Here is a 17,161-nt window from a genome sequence, read left to right as displayed (position 1 = left end):
GGTCAGTCCATCTCCTCGTCGCCCTTGAGCTCGCCAAGAACGTCGTGAAAATCCTTCGCCTCGCGAAAATTGCGATAGACGGAAGCAAAGCGCACATAGGCGACATCGTCGAGCGATTTCAGTGCGTCCATGACCAGCCGGCCGACCTCGGCGGAGGGGATTTCCGTCTCACCGGAGCTTTCGAGCTGCCGCACGATGCCGGTGACCGCACGGTCGATGCGCTCGGGATCGACATTGCGCTTGCGCACCGCGATCTCGACGGAACGGAGCAGCTTGTCGCGATCGAACGGCACTTTGCGGCCGGTCTTCTTGACGACCACCAGATCCCGCAGCTGAACCCGCTCGAAGGTGGTGAAACGGCCGCCGCAGTCAGGGCAGACCCGCCGGCGGCGGATGGCCGAGCCATCTTCCGCAGGCCGTGAATCCTTCACCTGCGTATCTTCGGACTGGCAATAAGGACAACGCATGAAACCCCACCCGATTCTGTACCGGCCACAAGGCTAGAGCATAGGGCCGGAAAGTGGAAACCGGTTTTCGGCTGTTCCGATGCTCTATCAATAATTTAGATCGCCCTTTGCGCGTCCGGATCGATGCACGGCGATCTGCAGATTTTCTGCGTAGGTAGGAATCACCAGGGGGAAATTGCAATATCGCACCCCCGCCAAACGCTGCACAGAGTGTCAAAAAAACGGCCGCCGCGATGCTGTCGCGGCGGCCACCTTCAATGAAGAACGAAGCAATGCTTATCCGAGGTAGGAATACATCGGGAAGCGATCGGTGATGTTGACGACCTTCTGCTTCACAGCCGCTTCAACAGCGGCATTGCCTTCGTCCGAATTGGCGGCCTTCAGGCCATCCAGAACTTCGGCGATCAGCTTGCCGACCTCACGGAATTCGGCTTCGCCGAAGCCGCGCGTGGTGCCGGCAGGCGTTCCGAGACGCACGCCGGAGGTGACGAAAGGCTTTTCGGGGTCGAAGGGAATGCCGTTCTTGTTGCAGGTGATGTTGGCTCGGCCGAGTGCAGCCTCGGCGCGCTTGCCCGTGGCATTCTTGGGCCGCAGGTCCACCAGCATCAGGTGGTTGTCAGTGCCGCCGGACACGATATCGAGACCGGTTTCCTGAAGCGAGGAGGCCAGTGCCTTCGCATTGGCGGCGACGTTCTGCGCGTAAAGCTTGAACTCGGGCCGCAGCGCCTCGGCAAAGGCAACGGCCTTACCGGCGATGACATGCATCAGCGGACCACCCTGAAGGCCGGGGAACACGGCCGAATTGATCTTCTTGGCGATGTCCTCGTCATTGGTGAGGATCATGCCGCCGCGCGGGCCGCGCAGCGACTTGTGCGTGGTCGTCGTCGTCACATGCGCATGCGGAACCGGCGACGGGTGTACGCCACCGGCAACCAGACCGGCAATGTGCGCCATGTCGACCATCAGATAAGCCCCGACGGCATCGGCGATCTCGCGGAAACGCTTCCAGTCCCAGATGCGCGAATAGGCGGTGCCGCCTGCAAGGATCAGCTTCGGCTTGGTCTCGTGCGCCTTGCGCTCGACCTCGTCCATGTCGATCAGATGATCGTCCTCACGCACGCCATAGGAAACGACGTTGAACCACTTGCCGCTCATGTTGACCGGCGAACCGTGGGTCAGGTGACCACCCGAATTCAGGTCGAGACCCATGAAGGTGTCGCCCGGCTGCAGTAGGGCCAGAAAAACCGCCTGGTTCATCTGGCTGCCGGAATTCGGCTGCACATTGGCGAACTTGCAATCGAACAGCTTTTTGGCGCGCTCGATGGCAAGCTCTTCGACGACGTCCACGAACTGGCAGCCGCCATAATAGCGCTTGCCCGGATAACCTTCGGCATATTTGTTGGTCAGGACGGTGCCCTGCGCCTCCATCACGGCGCGCGAAACGATGTTTTCAGACGCGATCAGCTCGATCTCATGACGCTGACGACCGAGTTCATTGCGAACAGCGCCAAAAATCTCGGGATCGGCATCCGCGAGCGTGGTTTCAAAGAAAGATTTCAACGAGCTGGATGCAGCCGACTGTATCGCCATTACCTGAAGGTTCCCTAAGTGGAGTTAGCCCGCAGGCGCCTTAGCACAATTGCCTTGCCGAGCCAATTTCAACAGCGAAATTAGCTGGCCCTATAGCGCCAACACTCAATGGCCCAGACATTGAAGCCCTGAAAACACAAAGGCCGCCCCGAAGGGCGGCCTGATAAAGGAAGAATCCGGTTCCGGATCAGAAGGCCGAGGAAATCTTGAGTTCCTCGACACCGTCCCAGCCATAGATATCGTCACGGAACTGGGCGACACCATCGCCGGTCGACCAGGCGGAAACATAAAGGAAGTGAACCGGCACAGGGTTGGTGACCGCAACCGGCACGCTTTCGCCGGTCTTGATCGTCGCCTCGAATTTCTGGCGGCTCCAGCCGGGCGTGTCGCGCAATATCCACGTCACCAGATCGCGCACGTTCTGGACGCGCACGCAACCCGACGAGTCGAAGCGCATCATCTGGCCGAAAAGGCTCTGCTGCGGCGTGTCGTGCATGTAAACGCCGTCCGGGCTCGGGAAATTGATCTTCACCGAAGCCATGGCGTTGTTTGTGCCCGGTTCCTGACGGAAACGGTAACGCGCCGCCTCATCGGTGGACCAGTCGACGGTCATCGGATCGACTTCGCTGCCATCAGGCGCAAACAGGCGGATTTTGCTGTCGCGCAGATAGTTCGGATTCTTGCGCATCAGCGGAATGATGTCCTTGCGCACGATCGAGGTAGGCGCCGTCCAGTACGGATTGACGATGATTTCGTTGATCCTCGAATTCACGATCGGCGTCTGGCGGTCGATCTTGCCGACGATGGCGGTGTGACGCAGTGCGACACGATCGCCCTCCACGGCCTCGATCTGTGCAGCGGGAATGTTCACCAGCACATAGCGATCGCCAAGCGTGCCGACCTTTTCGCGCAGCCGGCCGAGATTTGTCTCAAGTTGGCCAAGGCGCGTCTGCGCCGAAACATTCATGGCCAGATAGCTGTATTTGCCGAGCACGCCGTCGGCCGGCAGGCCATGGCGCATCTGAAAACGCTTGACCGCTGCATCGACGTAAGAATCAAAAGACTGCGACAGGCCGGCATTCTGCGGCAGGTCGCCGGACACCATCAGGCGCTTGCGCAGCGGCACCACGTCCGGATCGATAACGCCGATCCTGAGCTTCTTGGTGTCGGGCACCCGCTCCCAGCCGCCCTGCGCAACCAGATTGTGATACTGGCCGATGGCCTGTTCGGTATAGGAAATGGTCTGCTGGCTGAAGATCGGTCGCGTCGACTGAACCTTGGCACTGCCGCTGGCGCGGGCATCGAACGTATCGTTCCAACCACCCCGCCCTGCTGCGCGCAGGATATCATTGACGGCATCCTGCGCCCGCGCGCCGCCGGCCATCATCGAGGCCGCGAGTGCGGTGGCTCCGGACAAAAACAAACGACGGTTCGTCTTCATGGGCGTTCCAGACATTCTTCCAGCAAGTGTTCAGGCAATGCAGGCGGGTACTCTAAGGTTCCCATCTTAACAATTCGCCAACCATGTCACCGGATCGGCACCGAACAAACCTGCGCCTGATCGTCCCAATCTCGCTCCCATCCGAATATGGCAGCAACGTGGCCGTGGCCCGCCTTTGACCTGCGCCACGCACGACAAGGGCCGGACATGTGCCATTCCGGCATCGCCCGGCCCTTTGCTCAGCCCATTTGTGGGCCGGCGATCACATGCGATAGGCGATGGTGTCGTTCCAGAAACGATCGAGACGCTGCAGAGCACGGTTCATCTGCTTGAATTCGTCGGTATTGATCCCGCCGACCTGCTCGATCGAGCCGATGTGCCGCTCATAGAGGCGCGCCACCACTTCGGCCACATCCATGCCCTTGTCCGTCAGGCTGATGCGCACCGAACGGCGGTCCAGCTTGGAGCGCTGGTGGTTGATGAAGCCGAGATCGACCAGCTTCTTCACATTGTAGGAAACGTTGGAGCCGAGATAGTAGCCCCGCGAGCGGAGTTCGCCGGCGGTCAGTTCGGAGTTGCCGATATTGAACAGAAGCAGCGCCTGAATGGCATTGATGTCGGAACGCCCGTTGCGCTCGAATTCGTCCTTGATCACATCAAGAAGACGACGATGCAACCGTTCAACAAGCTGGAGCGACTCCATGTAAAGCGAGCGGATCGGCTCATGGGTCTCATTCGATACACTAGCGGGCTTCGCCGCCGAACGCGGGTTGTTCATTGTCTTTGCCTCTTGTTTGTCGCCTGGTGATTTTTTGTTTTTCTCACCTTGATTGGGACACTATCGAATACTCATAAAATTCGACTTAAACACCAAGGCTAACAAGAGCTTACCTTCGCAAGACGTCGAAGACGCTTAACGAATGGTCACGTGGGGGAGGACAATTAACCTAAAAAATGAGCTAACGGCTCAGACCATCCAGGGAGCAGGCAAGCTGCGATCAGGGAGCGACGGCTTTGCGCTTGCTGAGGTGGATGAAAACCCGGAACGCGCAATAGATGACGGCAACCGCGGCATGCACCGCGACCACCGTGGGGCGGTAGCCGAAATATTGCGGGAAGCCGGCATACATGGAAATCTCGCCGGCCGCGCACAGGAACCAGATCACCGGCCCCCACGAAGCAAGCATCCACAGGCCTGCGGCGGCAAAGGGAAACAGAACCGCAAGTGTCGATGCCGCGATCTGCCAGTGTACCGGCATCAGGTCGAAGCGAAAGAGGTCTCCCGGATAATAGCCGATAAGCCTTATCCAGTAGAGCACGCCGAAGACCAGACACAGGCAGGCCACCAGACGCAGAAATACGGCGAAGGCGATTTCAGGCGCCCCCGGCTCCAGCGACGCACGGCGTTGCAGGGCCTCGTTCACAGATTGAGTTCCTGCGCACCCAGAGGCGCGAAATAGGCCTCGACGTCAGCCTCGCTGACCTCGTCCAGCGAAGCCGGATCCCAGACCGGCGTCGATCCCTTGTCGATGAGCGCGGCCCGGATGCCTTCATAGAAATCCTTGCCGGCCAGCATGCGGTTGAGCACGCGAAACTCCATGCGCATGCATTCGTCCATGGAAAGGGCAGCCCCCTCGCGGATCTGTCGCCATGTCACCCTGAGGCTGGTGGGGGAGCGCGACAGCATCGTCGAAAGCGTCGCTGCGGCAAAGTCATCACCCCGTTCGGCGTCCTTTTTCAGGCTCTCGAAAACCTCGTCCAGCGTGTCTTTGGAGAAATGACGCGCGATGGCATCGAATGTCGCGGCATCGGTCTCCGGTGCGGCAACGACGTTGAACTTCCGCAGAACCTCATCCACGTCGCCTGAAGCCGTGAGCGCCTCGGTCAGCGCCTGCTGGCTTTCGGCGTCGATCGCATGGGTTGCAAGGCCGACGGCCAGAGCATCGCCCTGACGAACCCGGTTGCCGGTCAGCGCCATATACATGCCGAAGCTGCCGGGAAGCCGAGACAGAGCATGGCTGCCGCCGACGTCGGGAAAGAAGCCGATGCCCACTTCCGGCATCGCCACGATGGCATTTCCTGTCATCACCCGGTGCGAGCCATGAACGGAGATTCCGACCCCGCCGCCCATGACGATCCCGTTTATCAACGCGACATAGGGTTTGGGGAAACGCGCAAGCTGCGCGTTCATCCTGTATTCGTCAGCGAAGAACCCGACGAGCACATTTCCTTCCTTGCCCGCCCGATACACATTCATGATGTCGCCGCCGGCGCAGAAGGCCCTGCCCTCGGCCTTGACGAGAACACAGCGGATCGCGTCGTCTTTTTCCCATGCCTCCAGCGCGGCGGCCAGCGCATGGACCATGTTCTCGGTCAGGGCATTGAGTGCCTTGGTGCGCGTCAGCGTGACCACGCCGGCCTTGCCGATGACCTCAAAACGGATCTCCTCGCCGCCGCCAAAATCCATCGCCACAGATTCCCTCGCTGTCCCTGTTGATCAAAGTGCTAAGGGCGGCAGGGAGGCACGTCAATGCCGGGAGACGCGCCAATCCTCTTCCTTCAGCCAGCCGGAACAATGATGTCGCATTGGTCCGGAGCGTCAGCCATGTTAGAAAGCGTCTGGAATATGGCTTGTCATGGGCCGGAACGAGTGCGCAAGAATGAGGACCGGAACCGGCGAGACGGCCATTCCGGCGGAGTTGGACATGAACAGGTTTGCACCCACCAAAGCGGCAGGTACACGCACCGTTGATGAAGTGACCGGCTCCAGGCGTCTGCGGCGCATGCGCAAGGCCGCGTGGTCACGGCGACTGGTTCAGGAAAACCACCTTACGGTCGACGATCTGATCTGGCCGATCTTTCTCGTCGATGGCGAGAATGTGCGCGAGCCGATCGCGGCGATGCCCGGTGTCTTCCGCATGTCCATCGATGTTGCCCTCCGTGAAGTGGAACGCGCGGCGAAGCTCGGCATCCCGGCAATCGCCACCTTCCCGAATGTCGACCTGTCACTGCGCGACGTTACCGGATCGCTGATCCTAGACCCGGACAATCTCACCAACCGCGCCACCCGCGCCATCAAGGCTGCTGTTCCGGAAATCGGCATCATCACCGATGCCGCTCTCGATCCGTTCACCAGCCACGGGCACGATGGCGTGCTGCGCGACGGCATCATCGTCAATGACGAGACGGTTGAGCAGGTAGCGGCCGGCGCCGTGCTTCAGGCTGCCGCAGGCGCCGACATCATCGCCCCTTCCGACATGATGGATGGGCGCATCGGGGTCATCCGCTCCGCGCTGGACGACAATGGCTTTCAGGACGTGGCGATCATGTCCTACGCGACCAAGTTCGATTCGGCCTTCTACGGTCCCTACCGCGACGCCATCGGAACCGCTGGCCTGCTGAAGGGCGACAAGAAGACCTACTATATCAACGCCGCAAATTCCGCCGAAGCGCTGCGCGAAACCGAGCAGGACATTCTGGAAGGCACCGATATGGTGATGGTCAAACCCGGCCTGCCCTATCTGGATATCGTGCGCCTGCTCAAGGATGCCTTCGCCCTGCCCACCTTTGCCTATCAGGTGTCCGGCGAATACTCGATGATCCAGGCCGCCGCCGCCAATGGCTGGATCGACGGCGAACGCGCGATGATGGAATCGCTGCTGGCTTTCAAGCGTGCCGGTGCCGACGGCATCCTCACCTACTTCGCACCGGCCGTGGCCGAGAAGCTGAAAGGGTGAGCGGCCAAAGCCCCTCATCCGCGACAGCCACACAGCCATCCGACCAGCCGCAGGAAACAGGGTACGACCGCCACTGGCGACGTAACCTGGCAGTATGCTTTGCCGGATCCTTCGCCACCATCGTGGCGATGACCCTGCTTCTTCCGTTCCTGCCGCTCTATGTCGAGCAGCTCGGCGCGCAGGGCCATGCCAGCATCGTGCAATGGTCGGGCATCGCCTACGGCATCACCTTTCTTTCCGCCGCGCTCGTGGCGCCGCTCTGGGGGCGTCTGGGCGACCGCTACGGCCGCAAGCTGATGTTGGTGCGCGCCAGCCTCGGCATGGCGATATGCATGTCTCTGATGGGAATGGTACAAAGCGTGGAGCAACTCGTGCTGCTGCGCCTGCTGGTGGGACTGGCCGGCGGCTACGCTTCGGGCTCGACCATTCTCGTTGCGATGCAGACGCCAAAAGCGCGCTCGGGCTGGGCGCTCGGCACGCTGTCGGCCGGCATCATGGCCGGCAATCTGGTCGGCCCGCTGATCGGCGGCCTGCTGCCGCCCCTGATCGGCATCCGTTCCACATTTCTGCTTTCAGGCGGCGCGATTTTCCTTGCCTTTCTGGCCACCTCCCTGCTGATCAGGGAGGAGCACAGGCCCGGAAAGGACCGGAAGAAGAAGTCCGGCAACGCATGGGCTTCGATTCCCGACAAGCGCCCTGTCGTAGCCATGCTGGCAACCGGCATGCTCCTGATGTTCGCCAACATGTCGATCGAGCCGATCATCACCGTCTATGTCGCGCAGCTGGTGGAAAATCACGCGCATGTGACGCTGATGGCCGGAGTGGTGATGTCGGCCGCAGCACTCGGCAGCATCGTCTCCGCTGCCTGGCTCGGCAGGCTGGCCGATCGCATCGGCCACTGGAACGTGGTCATCGGCGCGCTCGGGGTCGCGGCCCTGCTCCTCGTTCCGCAGGCTTTCGTCACCTCGGGCTGGCAACTGGTGGAGCTGCGCTTCCTGATGGGACTGGCGCTCGGCGGACTGCTGCCGTCGATCACCAGCGTCATCCGCCACAATGTGCCGGACGGTGTCGGCGGCAATGTGCTGGGCTATTCGATCTCCGCCCAATATGCCGGACAGGTCGCAGGGCCCCTTCTCGGCGGCTTCGTCGGCGGCCACATCGGCATGCGTGCCGTTTTTCTGGGAACGGCTGTGCTTCTGGGTGTGGGGGCCGTATGGAACTGGTTCGCGGCAAGAGACAAATTGGCGGATTGATTTGTGCCGGGCTGCGCTCATAGCTGCGCACTATCGACGCCTGCAGAGATCGATTCGCTCCGGAGCACATTGATGAACAATCGCATTCTCGTCTTCATTGCCGGCCTGTGCGGCACCGCAGGCGTCGTGCTTTCAGCCTCGGCCTCGCATGGCGGCGGCACTTTCACAGGCACGGCCGCATCCTTCCTCCTGATGCATGCGCCGGTGCTGCTGGCCATCGGCCTGCTCACCGCCAACCGCATCCTGCATGCCGCCGGCCTCATCCTGATCGTCGGCCTCGTCCTGTTCTGCGGCGACCTTTTGATGCGCGACTTCGTCGGCAACCGCCTGTTTCCGTTTGCAGCACCCACCGGCGGAACGCTGCTCATTGCCGGCTGGCTGGCGATCGCGCTTGCAGCGCTTCGGCCCGCGAAAACGGGCGATTGAAGCGCGAACCTTGAAATTTCGCCGAAATTCACCATCTGAAGCCTGAAGGAACCGCAACCGAAAGGCTTCGAACCCGTATGAACGCTCGTGTTCTCGATGGCGAGATCATCACCGGCAGGCTTGACGACATCAGGGCTTACGATGGCGTGCGTACCCGCCGTATCTTCGCTTTTCTGCTCGACTATCTGATCGTCGGCCTGATTTCGATCCCCTTCGCCATTGTCGTACTGCTGCTTGGAATCATCACATTCGGCCTCGGCTGGGTGCTGTTCGGATTTTTGGTGCCAGTGGTCGCCCTCACCTATGTCTGGTTCACGCTGGGCAGCGCGGATCAGGCCACGACCGGCATGAAGATGATGAACATCCGCCTCGAACGGCTCGACGGGCGCCCGGTGGACGGCGTGTTCGCCATCGTGCATTCCATCATGTTCTGGGCCGGCAACGTGATCCTGACGCCGCTGGTGTTGCTGATTACTCTGTTCTCGGATCGCAAGCGGACCCTGCACGATCTGCTGCTCGGCACTGCCGTGGTGCGCACCGACCGCTGACGGACGGGCTTGCGCAAGCCGCTCGCCCGGCTTACGCTGCATGAGATGGGGATGGAGCTCCCCGAAACCGCCGGAAACGGCTGATGGCTCCTGTCGCGATGAAAACCGCGGCAGGGGTGCGTCCTGAAAAAGCCCCGCCGCATGGCGGGTTTTTTTGTGCCCGCTCGATAAAGAGGAACTGAAACCGATGTCCTTTACCTCATGCCTCGCGGTCGCATTCGGCGGCGCTTTCGGCAGTCTCGCCCGCTATCTGGTTTCCATCGTCGCGCAGCCGATCAGCGGCTCGCTGCCCTGGGGCACCATCATCATCAATTTCGCCGGGTCATTCATCATCGGGTTGTTCGGCACCCTGACGCTGGCGCAGGGTCGATTCCCGGTGTCGGAGAATGTCCGCCTTCTGGTCATGGTCGGCATTTGCGGCGGCTTCACCACCTTTTCCTCATTCAGCCTCCAGACGCTGGATCTCATGAGAAGCGGCGCCATGGGCCGTGCCGCAGTGAACATCGTCGCCTCGGTCGTGCTCTGTGTCGGGGCAGTTGCGCTCGGTCACTTCACCGCCACCTACTTCAATGCGGACCAGCGCATCGTGCAACTCGACATAGAAGAAGAAAGCGGACCCACGCAAACATCTTGAATTTTTCCAAGAACGGGCCAAGCTATTATTATTATGGAGTTGGCTTGCAGATGACGCAGCACCTGACCCAATCACCGCAGTTCTTTCTGACTGCACCTTCACCCTGCCCCTATCTCGATGGGCAGTTCGAGCGCAAGGTCTTCACCCATCTCGTCGGCAACAAGGCCAACGAGATGAACGATCTGCTCACGCAGGGTGGTTTCCGGCGCTCGCAGAACATCGCCTACCGGCCAGCCTGCGAAACCTGCCGCGCCTGCGTATCCGTGCGCATACTGGCAAACGAATTCGTTCCGGGCCGCAGCATGCGCCGCGTGCTGCAGCACAACAGCGACCTTGTGGGGCACATGCACGACGCACAGCCGTCGACCGAGCAATATTCGCTGTTTCGCACCTATCTTGATTCGCGCCATCGCCTCGGCGGCATGTCAGACATGACCGTGCTCGATTACGCAATGATGGTGGAAGATACCCACGTCGACACAAAGATCATCGAGTATCGCCGCCGCGGGCCGGACAGTTTCATCACCGGCAAGGGCGAAGGCGAGCTGATCGCAGCTGCCCTGACCGACCGCATGGCCGACGGCCTGTCCATGGTCTACTCCTATTTCAATCCCGACATGGAAGATCGCTCGCTCGGCACCTTCATGATTCTCGATCACATCGAGCGTGCCCGCGCCATGGGCCTGCCCCATGTCTATCTTGGCTATTGGGTCAACGGCTCGCGCAAGATGGGCTATAAGATGCGCTATCAGCCGCAGGAGCATCTCGGCCCCAAGGGCTGGGAGCGCTACCAGCCCGAATAGGACAGGCATTTCTCTGGCCTTCCGGATGCGCCGGAATGAGGGCGCAGAGCGCTTCGTCATATCGTTAAGGCATTTTTACCGTCTTTTGCCGGAGTTTTTGCATTGCCCGCGAACAAAGATCAGCACAGCAAAGGTCTTCTTCTCACCGCGCTCGGCGGCATGGCCCTGACGGTCGACATCCCGCTGATCAAGCTCGCCGGCGGCGATTCCTGGTCGATCCTGTTCGTTCGCAGTGCAACCACCTTTGTTGCCGGGCTCGTCATGTGGGCCGTCTGGCGCTGGTTCTCGCCAGATGTGCCAAAACTCATTCCCGGTCGCTCCGGCCTGATCGTGGCCGGTCTCTACGGCATCAGCTCGATCCTGTTCATTACCGCGGTATTCAATACCACAACGGCCGATCTCGTCTTCATTCTCGCCTTCAACACCATGTTTGCAGCATTGCTGTCATGGCTGTTCCTGCGCGAAAAACCCCGGCCGCAAACCCTTGTCGCCATGGCGTTGATGATCGTCGGCATATCCGTCATCGTCGGCTCATCGCTCGGCACCGGCAATCTGTTCGGCAACGTGATGGCAACCCTGGCCGCTTTCTGCCTTGCCACTGCAATCACCATTTCAAGGGCAAGCGGCAAGGATATGGGCTTCACCGCACTGGTTGGCGTGATCCTGCCCTGCATCGTCGCAGCCGTGATGGTGCGGCAGAATGGGCTGCATATCTCCGAACCCGGCTGGATCATCTTCAACGGCGCGATCGTGATACCGGTTTCGTTCTTCTGCCTCGCCAATGGCCCGAAATACATTTCCGGCCCCGAGGTGGCGATGTTCTATCTTCTTGAAACGGTGCTGGCCCCTGTCTGGGTCTGGATGATCTTCTCCGAAGCGCCGAGCAGAAACAGCCTGATCGGCGGCGGCATTCTGATAGTGACGCTGATATGCCATTCCATCTGGCAACTGCGCGATGGCCGACGCCGCCGCGCTACGCTGGCACTGCGGCATCCGGTCTGAATTTCAGCGCCATCGCCCGCTCTGCCTCATTCCGTGCATGCGCGGAACGAACGCCTCTTCGCGCAAGCTGCTCAGCTTTCGGCGGAGGCTGTCTGATCGGAACGGTCATTCCTGCCGGAAAGTGGAACCTGCTGGACAATCGTTTCCGTGGTCACGACGGGAACCACGGTCGTGGAGGTGGTCTCCACCTCATGCTGCCACTCGCGCCAGATGGCGACGAGCAGAGCCATCAGCACCGGGCCGACAAACAGGCCAACAAAGCCCATCGTCTTCACGCCGCCCACCAATCCGAAGAAGGTCGGCAGGAAAGGCAGCTTGATCGGCCCGCCCACAAGCCTGGGCCGCAGCGTCTTGTCAACGATGAAGAGCTCGATCGAGCCCCACAGGAACAGGGCTGCACCCGCAAATGGCGAGCCGCTGGCAACCAGATAGAGCGATACCAGCGTGAAGGAGAGCGGCGCGCCTCCGGGTATCAGCGCCATGAGGCCAGTCAGTGCGCCCAGCGTCACCGGCGACGGCACGCCAGCCAGCCAGTAGGCAATGCCGAGCACCAGCCCCTCGCCGATCGCAATCAGCGTCATGCCGGTCACGGTCGAGCTGATGGTTGCCGGCACCACGCGCGAAAAACGCTCCCAGCGTGACGGCAGGATGCGTTCGCCGAGATTGTCGACCTGCGCGGCAAAGGCCTCGCCGTCGCGATAGGTGAAGAACAGCGCGATCAGCATGAACAGGAGCGCCAGAAACAGGCTGAAGGCGCTGCCGCCGGCCGCCACGACGCCGCGATAAATGCTGCCGATATTGGCGCCGCTGACGAGCTGGATCAATTCCCCGATGCCGCCCGGGTGATCGAGCGTGGTCGACCATTGCTGAGCAAGCCACTCACCGATGACGGGCAGCGCCGCGATCCATTCAGGCACCGGCGCGCCGTGCCTGTTGGCTTCCACCGCCCACACAACCCATTCGTGGATTTCATTGAAGGCATACATGCAGGCCAGCACGATCGGGATGATCAGAAAGGCAAGGATCATCAGAAGCGCACATGTGGCAGCGGCTGTCCTGTTGCCGTTCACGGCAGCCAGAAGCCGGCGGTAAAGCGGCCAGCTCGCAAAGGCGATGATCAGTGCCGCCAAAACCGGCACGAGGAAGCCATGGAAGAAATAGACGCCAGCGGCGACGATGAGGATAAGCAGCCAGCGCGCCGCCGAAAGCGGCTGGATCACAGCTGATCTGATGGGAGCTGCACGCCCCATCAGGCGAAGTTCGCGACCGCCCTTCTGACTGTCCTGCTCTTTCAAACGCCGCGCCTCCAGCCGATTCTGTTCGTCTGTGCTCCACAGTGCATGACGATAGTGGAGCAAACATTACGACAAACCATTTTCGATGGAACTAGAGAAAAATAGTGTCGTAAGCGTGATCGAAGCTTCTTCCTGCCGAACCAGAAACCGGATGAGGTTCCTGACTCAAAATCACATCAACTTCCGCTAACCTCCTGAAATCACGAATGACTATCAGGATTGCGGACTAGCCGAACTTGCCCGTACGCGGAAAACCCTTCGGCACCATTCGCCCGGCAGACGCGCGTGCGCCGATCCACTCGGCAAGCTCGGCCTGTGACCGCGTAAAGGTGCGCTCGGCCGAATCCAGCCAGGTCAGGCCGCTTTCCATGGCGAAGGTCTTCATGTCGAGCACGCCGCCGGACTTGAATTTTTGCAGCCGAACACCCTTGCCGCGCGTCATTTCCGGGATTTCCGACACTGCGAACACCAGCATCTTGCGGTTCTCACCGACAATGGCAACGTGATCACCGGCAACCGGAATGCAGAACAGCGCCTCGTCGGGAGCCTTCACATTCATCACCTGGCGGCCCTTGCGCGTATTGGCGACCGTCTCGTCCTCGGACACGATGAAACCGTTGCCCTGCTGGGACGACAGAAGCAGCCTGCGCTTCGGCTCATGCACGAAGGCGGTGACGATGTCCTGATCCGTCTCCATGTCGACCATGATGCGGATCGGCTCGCCATGTCCGCGCCCGCCGGGCAGGCGGTCGGCACCGATGGTGTAGAACTTGCCGCCAGTGGTGAAGACGAGGATCTTGTCGGTGGTCTGGGCGTGGAAGGCCAGCTTGAGGCTGTCGCCCTCCTTGAAGGAGAGCTGCGAATAATCGCTCAGATGCCCCTTCATGGCGCGCAGCCAGCCCTTTTCGGAGATGACGACGGTGACAGGTTCCTTTTCGATCATCGCCTGCGCGATGTCGGTGAGGTCGTGCTCCGGCGCTTCCGCGAAGCTGGTGCGGCGCGGCCCCAGTTCCTTGTTTTCTTCCGGCCCAAAATCCCGGCGGATGGTCTGGATTTCCCAGGCAATGGTGTTCCATTGCTTCAGCACATCGTCCAGCAGCGCCTCGATCTGCTGCTTTTCCTCCGTCAGCGCATCGAATTCCTTGCGGATCTCGAACTCTTCCAGCTTGCGCAGCGAGCGCAACCGCATGTTCAGGATCGCTTCGGCCTGCGTGTCGGTGAGGTCCCAGCGTGCCATCATCACGGCCTTGGGCTCATCCTCCTCGCGGATGATGCGGATCACCTCATCGATATTCAGATAGGCAATGAGATAGCCGGCAAGAATCTCCAGCCGCCGCTCGATTTCCGCCAGACGATGGCGCGAACGGCGCTGAAGCACCTCGCGGCGATGATCCAGCCATTCGCGCAGCACGCTCTTCAGCGACAGCACGTTCGGCACCTTGCCGCGCGACAGCACGTTCATGTTGAGCGAGAACCGGCTTTCCAGCTCAGTGAGCTTGAACAGCGATTCCATCAATATGCCGGGATCGACGCTGCGGCTCTTTGGCACCAGAACGATGCGGATATCTTCCGCGCTTTCATCGCGGATGTCTTCCAGAAGCGGCAGCTTCCGGGCGATGAGCAGTTCCGCGATCTTCTCGATCAGGCGCGACTTCTGCACCCCGTAAGGGATCTCGGTGACGGCGATCGTCCACGTCCCGCGGCCATGATCTTCCTGATGCCAGCGCGAGCGCACGCGGAACGAGCCGCGGCCGGTGCGATAGGCTTCGGCAATGGAAGCACGGCTGTCGATGATGATGCCGCCGGTCGGGAAATCAGGTCCCTGAACGAACTCCATCAGCCGCTCATCGGAAATTTCCTGTCCGGATTTGACGCCGTCGATCAGGCAAAGAGCAGCGTCGCACAATTCGGCGGCGTTGTGAGGCGGAATGGAGGTCGCCATGCCGACCGCAATGCCGGAAGAGCCGTTGGCGAGCAGGTTTGGAAAGGCGCCGGGCAGAACGACCGGCTCTTCGTCTTCCTCATTATAGGTGGGACGAAAATCGACCGCGTCCTCGGTGATGCCGGCGAGCAGCTCGGTCGCCACATCGGTCATGCGCGCTTCGGTGTAGCGCATGGCTGCGGCATTATCGCCATCGATATTGCCGAAATTGCCCTGCCCGTCGACCAGCGGGTAGCGCATCGAAAAACTCTGCGCCAGACGCACCAGCGCATCATAGATCGACTGATCGCCATGCGGATGGAACTTGCCCATCACCTCGCCGACGATGCGCGCGCATTTGGCGAAACCCTGATCCGGATTGAGGCGCAAAAGGCGCATGGCATGCATGATGCGCCGATGGACAGGCTTCAGCCCGTCACGCACATCCGGCAATGCACGATGCATGATGGTCGACAGCGCATAAGCAAGATAGCGCTCCTCGAGCGCCCGCTTCAGGTCGACCGGTTCGATATGATCGCCGCCATCTCCGGGCGGCATAAGGCTTTTTCCCATGGGGCTTGACTAACCGAGGCGATGATTCGCGGCAAGGGCAAGGCTGGCGTCAAGTGGGGTTCTGATCACTGAAAAACGCATTCATGTTTGCTATTTTGAGATGATTTTCTACTAATAGGTCAAAATTGCACTTGCTCGTGCCACATGCTGCAGTCAAATGCTCGCCATTCTCCCTCTCAAAGAATAAATTCGGAGTCCTCCCTGATGAGCCTGCAATCTGCGAAATGGTCAATGCTGACCGCCTCGACCATTCTTCTGGGAATGGCCATCGCTCCGGCTTCGGCACAGAGCATCGACGATGTGGCCGCCCGCGTGAAGTCCAATTTCACCGAACAGGGCGTTGAGATCGAATGGAAGGGCCTGTCCGGCGACCTTTCATCGATGGTCATGCAGGGCGTGTCCTTCAAGGCAGCCGGCACCGATAGTGCCTTCGAGATCGGCGACCTCACACTTGAAAACATCAGCGAAGCCGATGGCAACCTCAATGTCGGCTCGATCAGCAGCGATGCCTACTCGCGCAACGACGGCCCGACTTCCTTCGAGATAAGCCCGATGGTCATGAAGGACGTGATCCTGTTCGGCGAGGCCAGCTCCAATCCGTTCGGCGGCATGATGTACTACCGTTCGATCAGGCTGGACGACATCAGCATGAAGAATTCGGGCAAGACCGCATTCGCCGCCAAAGACATTTCGGCGACCATGTCCGAGTTTGCGACCGACAAGCCTGTGACCATGGAAGCGACCGTCCCGAATTTCACCGCAGACCTGACACTGGTCGACGACCCGAAATACAAGGATGCGATTGAAGCTCTCGGATACCAGACCATCAACGGATCGATCCGTATGGAAGGAAGCTGGAACGCAGCAGACGGCGACATGAACATCGTGAAGTACGATACGAAAATCGACAATGCCGGCACATTGGGTGTCAGCATGCGCCTCGGCGGCTACACGACCGAGTTCATCAAATCCATGCAGGAACTGCAGAAGCAGATGGCCGAAGCGTCCGAGGAAGCCGATTCCTCGGCACAGGGCATGGCCATGCTGGGCCTGATGCAGCAGCTGAGCTTCAATTCCACATCGATCCGCTTCACGGACGATTCGCTGACCAACAAGCTTCTCGACTATTTCGGCAAGCAGCAGGGCGTGTCCGGCAAGGATGTCGCCAATCAGGCCAAGGCGATCGTTCCTTTCGGGCTGGCCCAGTTGCAGAATCCTGAACTGACCGCGCAGGCCTCCGCCGCCGTCAACCAGTTCCTGGACAATCCGGGCAGCCTCGAAATCTCGGCCGCGCCGACCAGCCCGGTTCCGTTCGCCCTGATCATGGCGGACGCCATGGCAAATCCGACGAACCTGACCAAAACGCTCGCAGTGTCGGTAAAGGCCAACCAGAACTGATCTGCGCTCTGTTCGCAGACAAAAAAGCCGCACCGGAAACGGTGCGGCTTTTTTCATGATATCCGGATCAGGT

16 protein-coding genes and 1 riboswitch are annotated in these 17,161 nt (G+C 60.3%); of the genes, 8 read left to right on the top strand and 8 right to left on the bottom strand.

The genetic code is table 11. From position 1 onward, the window contains the following. Window positions 1–2 precede the first annotated feature (2 nt). The 6 genes from nrdR to AC5XE7_RS00640 all read right to left on the bottom strand — a co-directional run bounded on the left by nrdR (window position 3) and on the right by AC5XE7_RS00640 (window position 5,965). The gene (nrdR, locus tag AC5XE7_RS00665; protein ID WP_183830731.1) at window positions 3–467 is read right to left on the bottom strand and encodes a transcriptional regulator NrdR; all 465 of its coding nucleotides are present in this window, start codon (window positions 465–467) and stop codon (window positions 3–5) included. A gap of 276 nt (window positions 468–743) precedes the next feature. After that, on the bottom strand, window positions 744–2,057 hold the full coding sequence (glyA, locus tag AC5XE7_RS00660) for a serine hydroxymethyltransferase (RefSeq protein WP_183830733.1): 1,314 nt from the start codon (window positions 2,055–2,057) through the stop codon (window positions 744–746). Window positions 2,058–2,244: 187 nt separating this feature from the next. Continuing rightward, window positions 2,245–3,498, bottom strand: coding sequence for a L,D-transpeptidase family protein (locus AC5XE7_RS00655; RefSeq protein WP_183830735.1), 1,254 nt, complete (start codon window positions 3,496–3,498; stop codon window positions 2,245–2,247). 262 nt (window positions 3,499–3,760) lie between these two features. Beyond that, complete coding sequence (gene ldtR, locus AC5XE7_RS00650; RefSeq protein WP_239798965.1) at window positions 3,761–4,276, bottom strand: transcriptional regulator LdtR; 516 nt, start codon at window positions 4,274–4,276, stop codon at window positions 3,761–3,763. A gap of 220 nt (window positions 4,277–4,496) precedes the next feature. Next, window positions 4,497–4,922: a DUF6163 family protein gene (locus tag AC5XE7_RS00645; protein WP_239798966.1), complete on the bottom strand. Its 426-nt coding sequence runs from the start codon at window positions 4,920–4,922 to the stop codon at window positions 4,497–4,499. Beyond that, window positions 4,919–5,965, bottom strand: coding sequence for an enoyl-CoA hydratase/isomerase family protein (locus AC5XE7_RS00640; protein WP_495364551.1), 1,047 nt, complete (start codon window positions 5,963–5,965; stop codon window positions 4,919–4,921). Before AC5XE7_RS00640 ends, AC5XE7_RS00645 begins: the two co-directional genes overlap by 4 nt. A 238-nt stretch (window positions 5,966–6,203) precedes the next feature. Here AC5XE7_RS00640 and hemB point away from each other — a divergent pair, with 238 nt between their 5' ends. From hemB to AC5XE7_RS00605, 7 genes are all read left to right on the top strand, one after another. Then, a complete protein-coding gene (gene hemB, locus AC5XE7_RS00635; protein WP_495364552.1) occupies window positions 6,204–7,235 on the top strand; it encodes a porphobilinogen synthase in 1,032 nt (343 codons plus the stop codon). Continuing rightward, the gene (locus tag AC5XE7_RS00630) at window positions 7,232–8,488 is read left to right on the top strand and encodes an MFS transporter (RefSeq protein ID WP_495364553.1); all 1,257 of its coding nucleotides are present in this window, start codon (window positions 7,232–7,234) and stop codon (window positions 8,486–8,488) included. The genes hemB and AC5XE7_RS00630 overlap by 4 nt, the downstream gene beginning before the upstream one ends. A 72-nt stretch (window positions 8,489–8,560) precedes the next feature. Beyond that, window positions 8,561–8,914 carry a DUF423 domain-containing protein gene (locus AC5XE7_RS00625; RefSeq protein ID WP_495364554.1) on the top strand — a complete coding sequence of 118 codons (354 nt, stop codon included), beginning with the start codon at window positions 8,561–8,563 and terminating at the stop codon, window positions 8,912–8,914. 77 nt (window positions 8,915–8,991) lie between these two features. Next, the gene (locus tag AC5XE7_RS00620; protein WP_495364555.1) at window positions 8,992–9,462 is read left to right on the top strand and encodes an RDD family protein; all 471 of its coding nucleotides are present in this window, start codon (window positions 8,992–8,994) and stop codon (window positions 9,460–9,462) included. Window positions 9,463–9,500: 38 nt separating this feature from the next. After that, window positions 9,501–9,562: riboswitch (Fluoride riboswitch) on the top strand. 87 nt (window positions 9,563–9,649) lie between these two features. Beyond that, window positions 9,650–10,096 (top strand): fluoride efflux transporter CrcB, encoded by a 447-nt coding sequence (gene crcB / locus AC5XE7_RS00615; protein WP_495364556.1) that lies wholly within the window; start codon window positions 9,650–9,652, stop codon window positions 10,094–10,096. A 50-nt stretch (window positions 10,097–10,146) separates the two neighbouring features. Continuing rightward, the gene (locus AC5XE7_RS00610) at window positions 10,147–10,899 is read left to right on the top strand and encodes an arginyltransferase (protein ID WP_495364557.1); all 753 of its coding nucleotides are present in this window, start codon (window positions 10,147–10,149) and stop codon (window positions 10,897–10,899) included. Window positions 10,900–11,001: 102 nt separating this feature from the next. Then, entirely contained in the window at window positions 11,002–11,901 is a 900-nt protein-coding gene (locus AC5XE7_RS00605; RefSeq protein WP_495364558.1) for a DMT family transporter, read from the top strand. A gap of 71 nt (window positions 11,902–11,972) precedes the next feature. On the opposite strand, the gene AC5XE7_RS00600 is transcribed toward AC5XE7_RS00605, so the two are convergent. Both AC5XE7_RS00600 and parC read right to left on the bottom strand, forming a co-directional pair. Further along, complete coding sequence (locus AC5XE7_RS00600) at window positions 11,973–13,196, bottom strand: AI-2E family transporter (RefSeq protein ID WP_183830755.1); 1,224 nt, start codon at window positions 13,194–13,196, stop codon at window positions 11,973–11,975. Between the two features lie 226 nt (window positions 13,197–13,422). Continuing rightward, window positions 13,423–15,690, bottom strand: a complete 2,268-nt coding sequence (parC, locus tag AC5XE7_RS00595) for a DNA topoisomerase IV subunit A (protein ID WP_495364559.1) — start codon at window positions 15,688–15,690, stop codon at window positions 13,423–13,425. 204 nt (window positions 15,691–15,894) lie between these two features. Here parC and AC5XE7_RS00590 point away from each other — a divergent pair, with 204 nt between their 5' ends. Continuing rightward, window positions 15,895–17,088: an aq_1923 C-terminal domain gene (locus tag AC5XE7_RS00590; RefSeq protein WP_183830759.1), complete on the top strand. Its 1,194-nt coding sequence runs from the start codon at window positions 15,895–15,897 to the stop codon at window positions 17,086–17,088. The last annotated feature ends 73 nt before the right edge of the window (window positions 17,089–17,161 follow it).

This window comes from Aquamicrobium sp. YD-1-mutant5, assembly GCF_059509755.1.
This window is presented reverse-complemented; position numbering and strand designations above follow the sequence as displayed.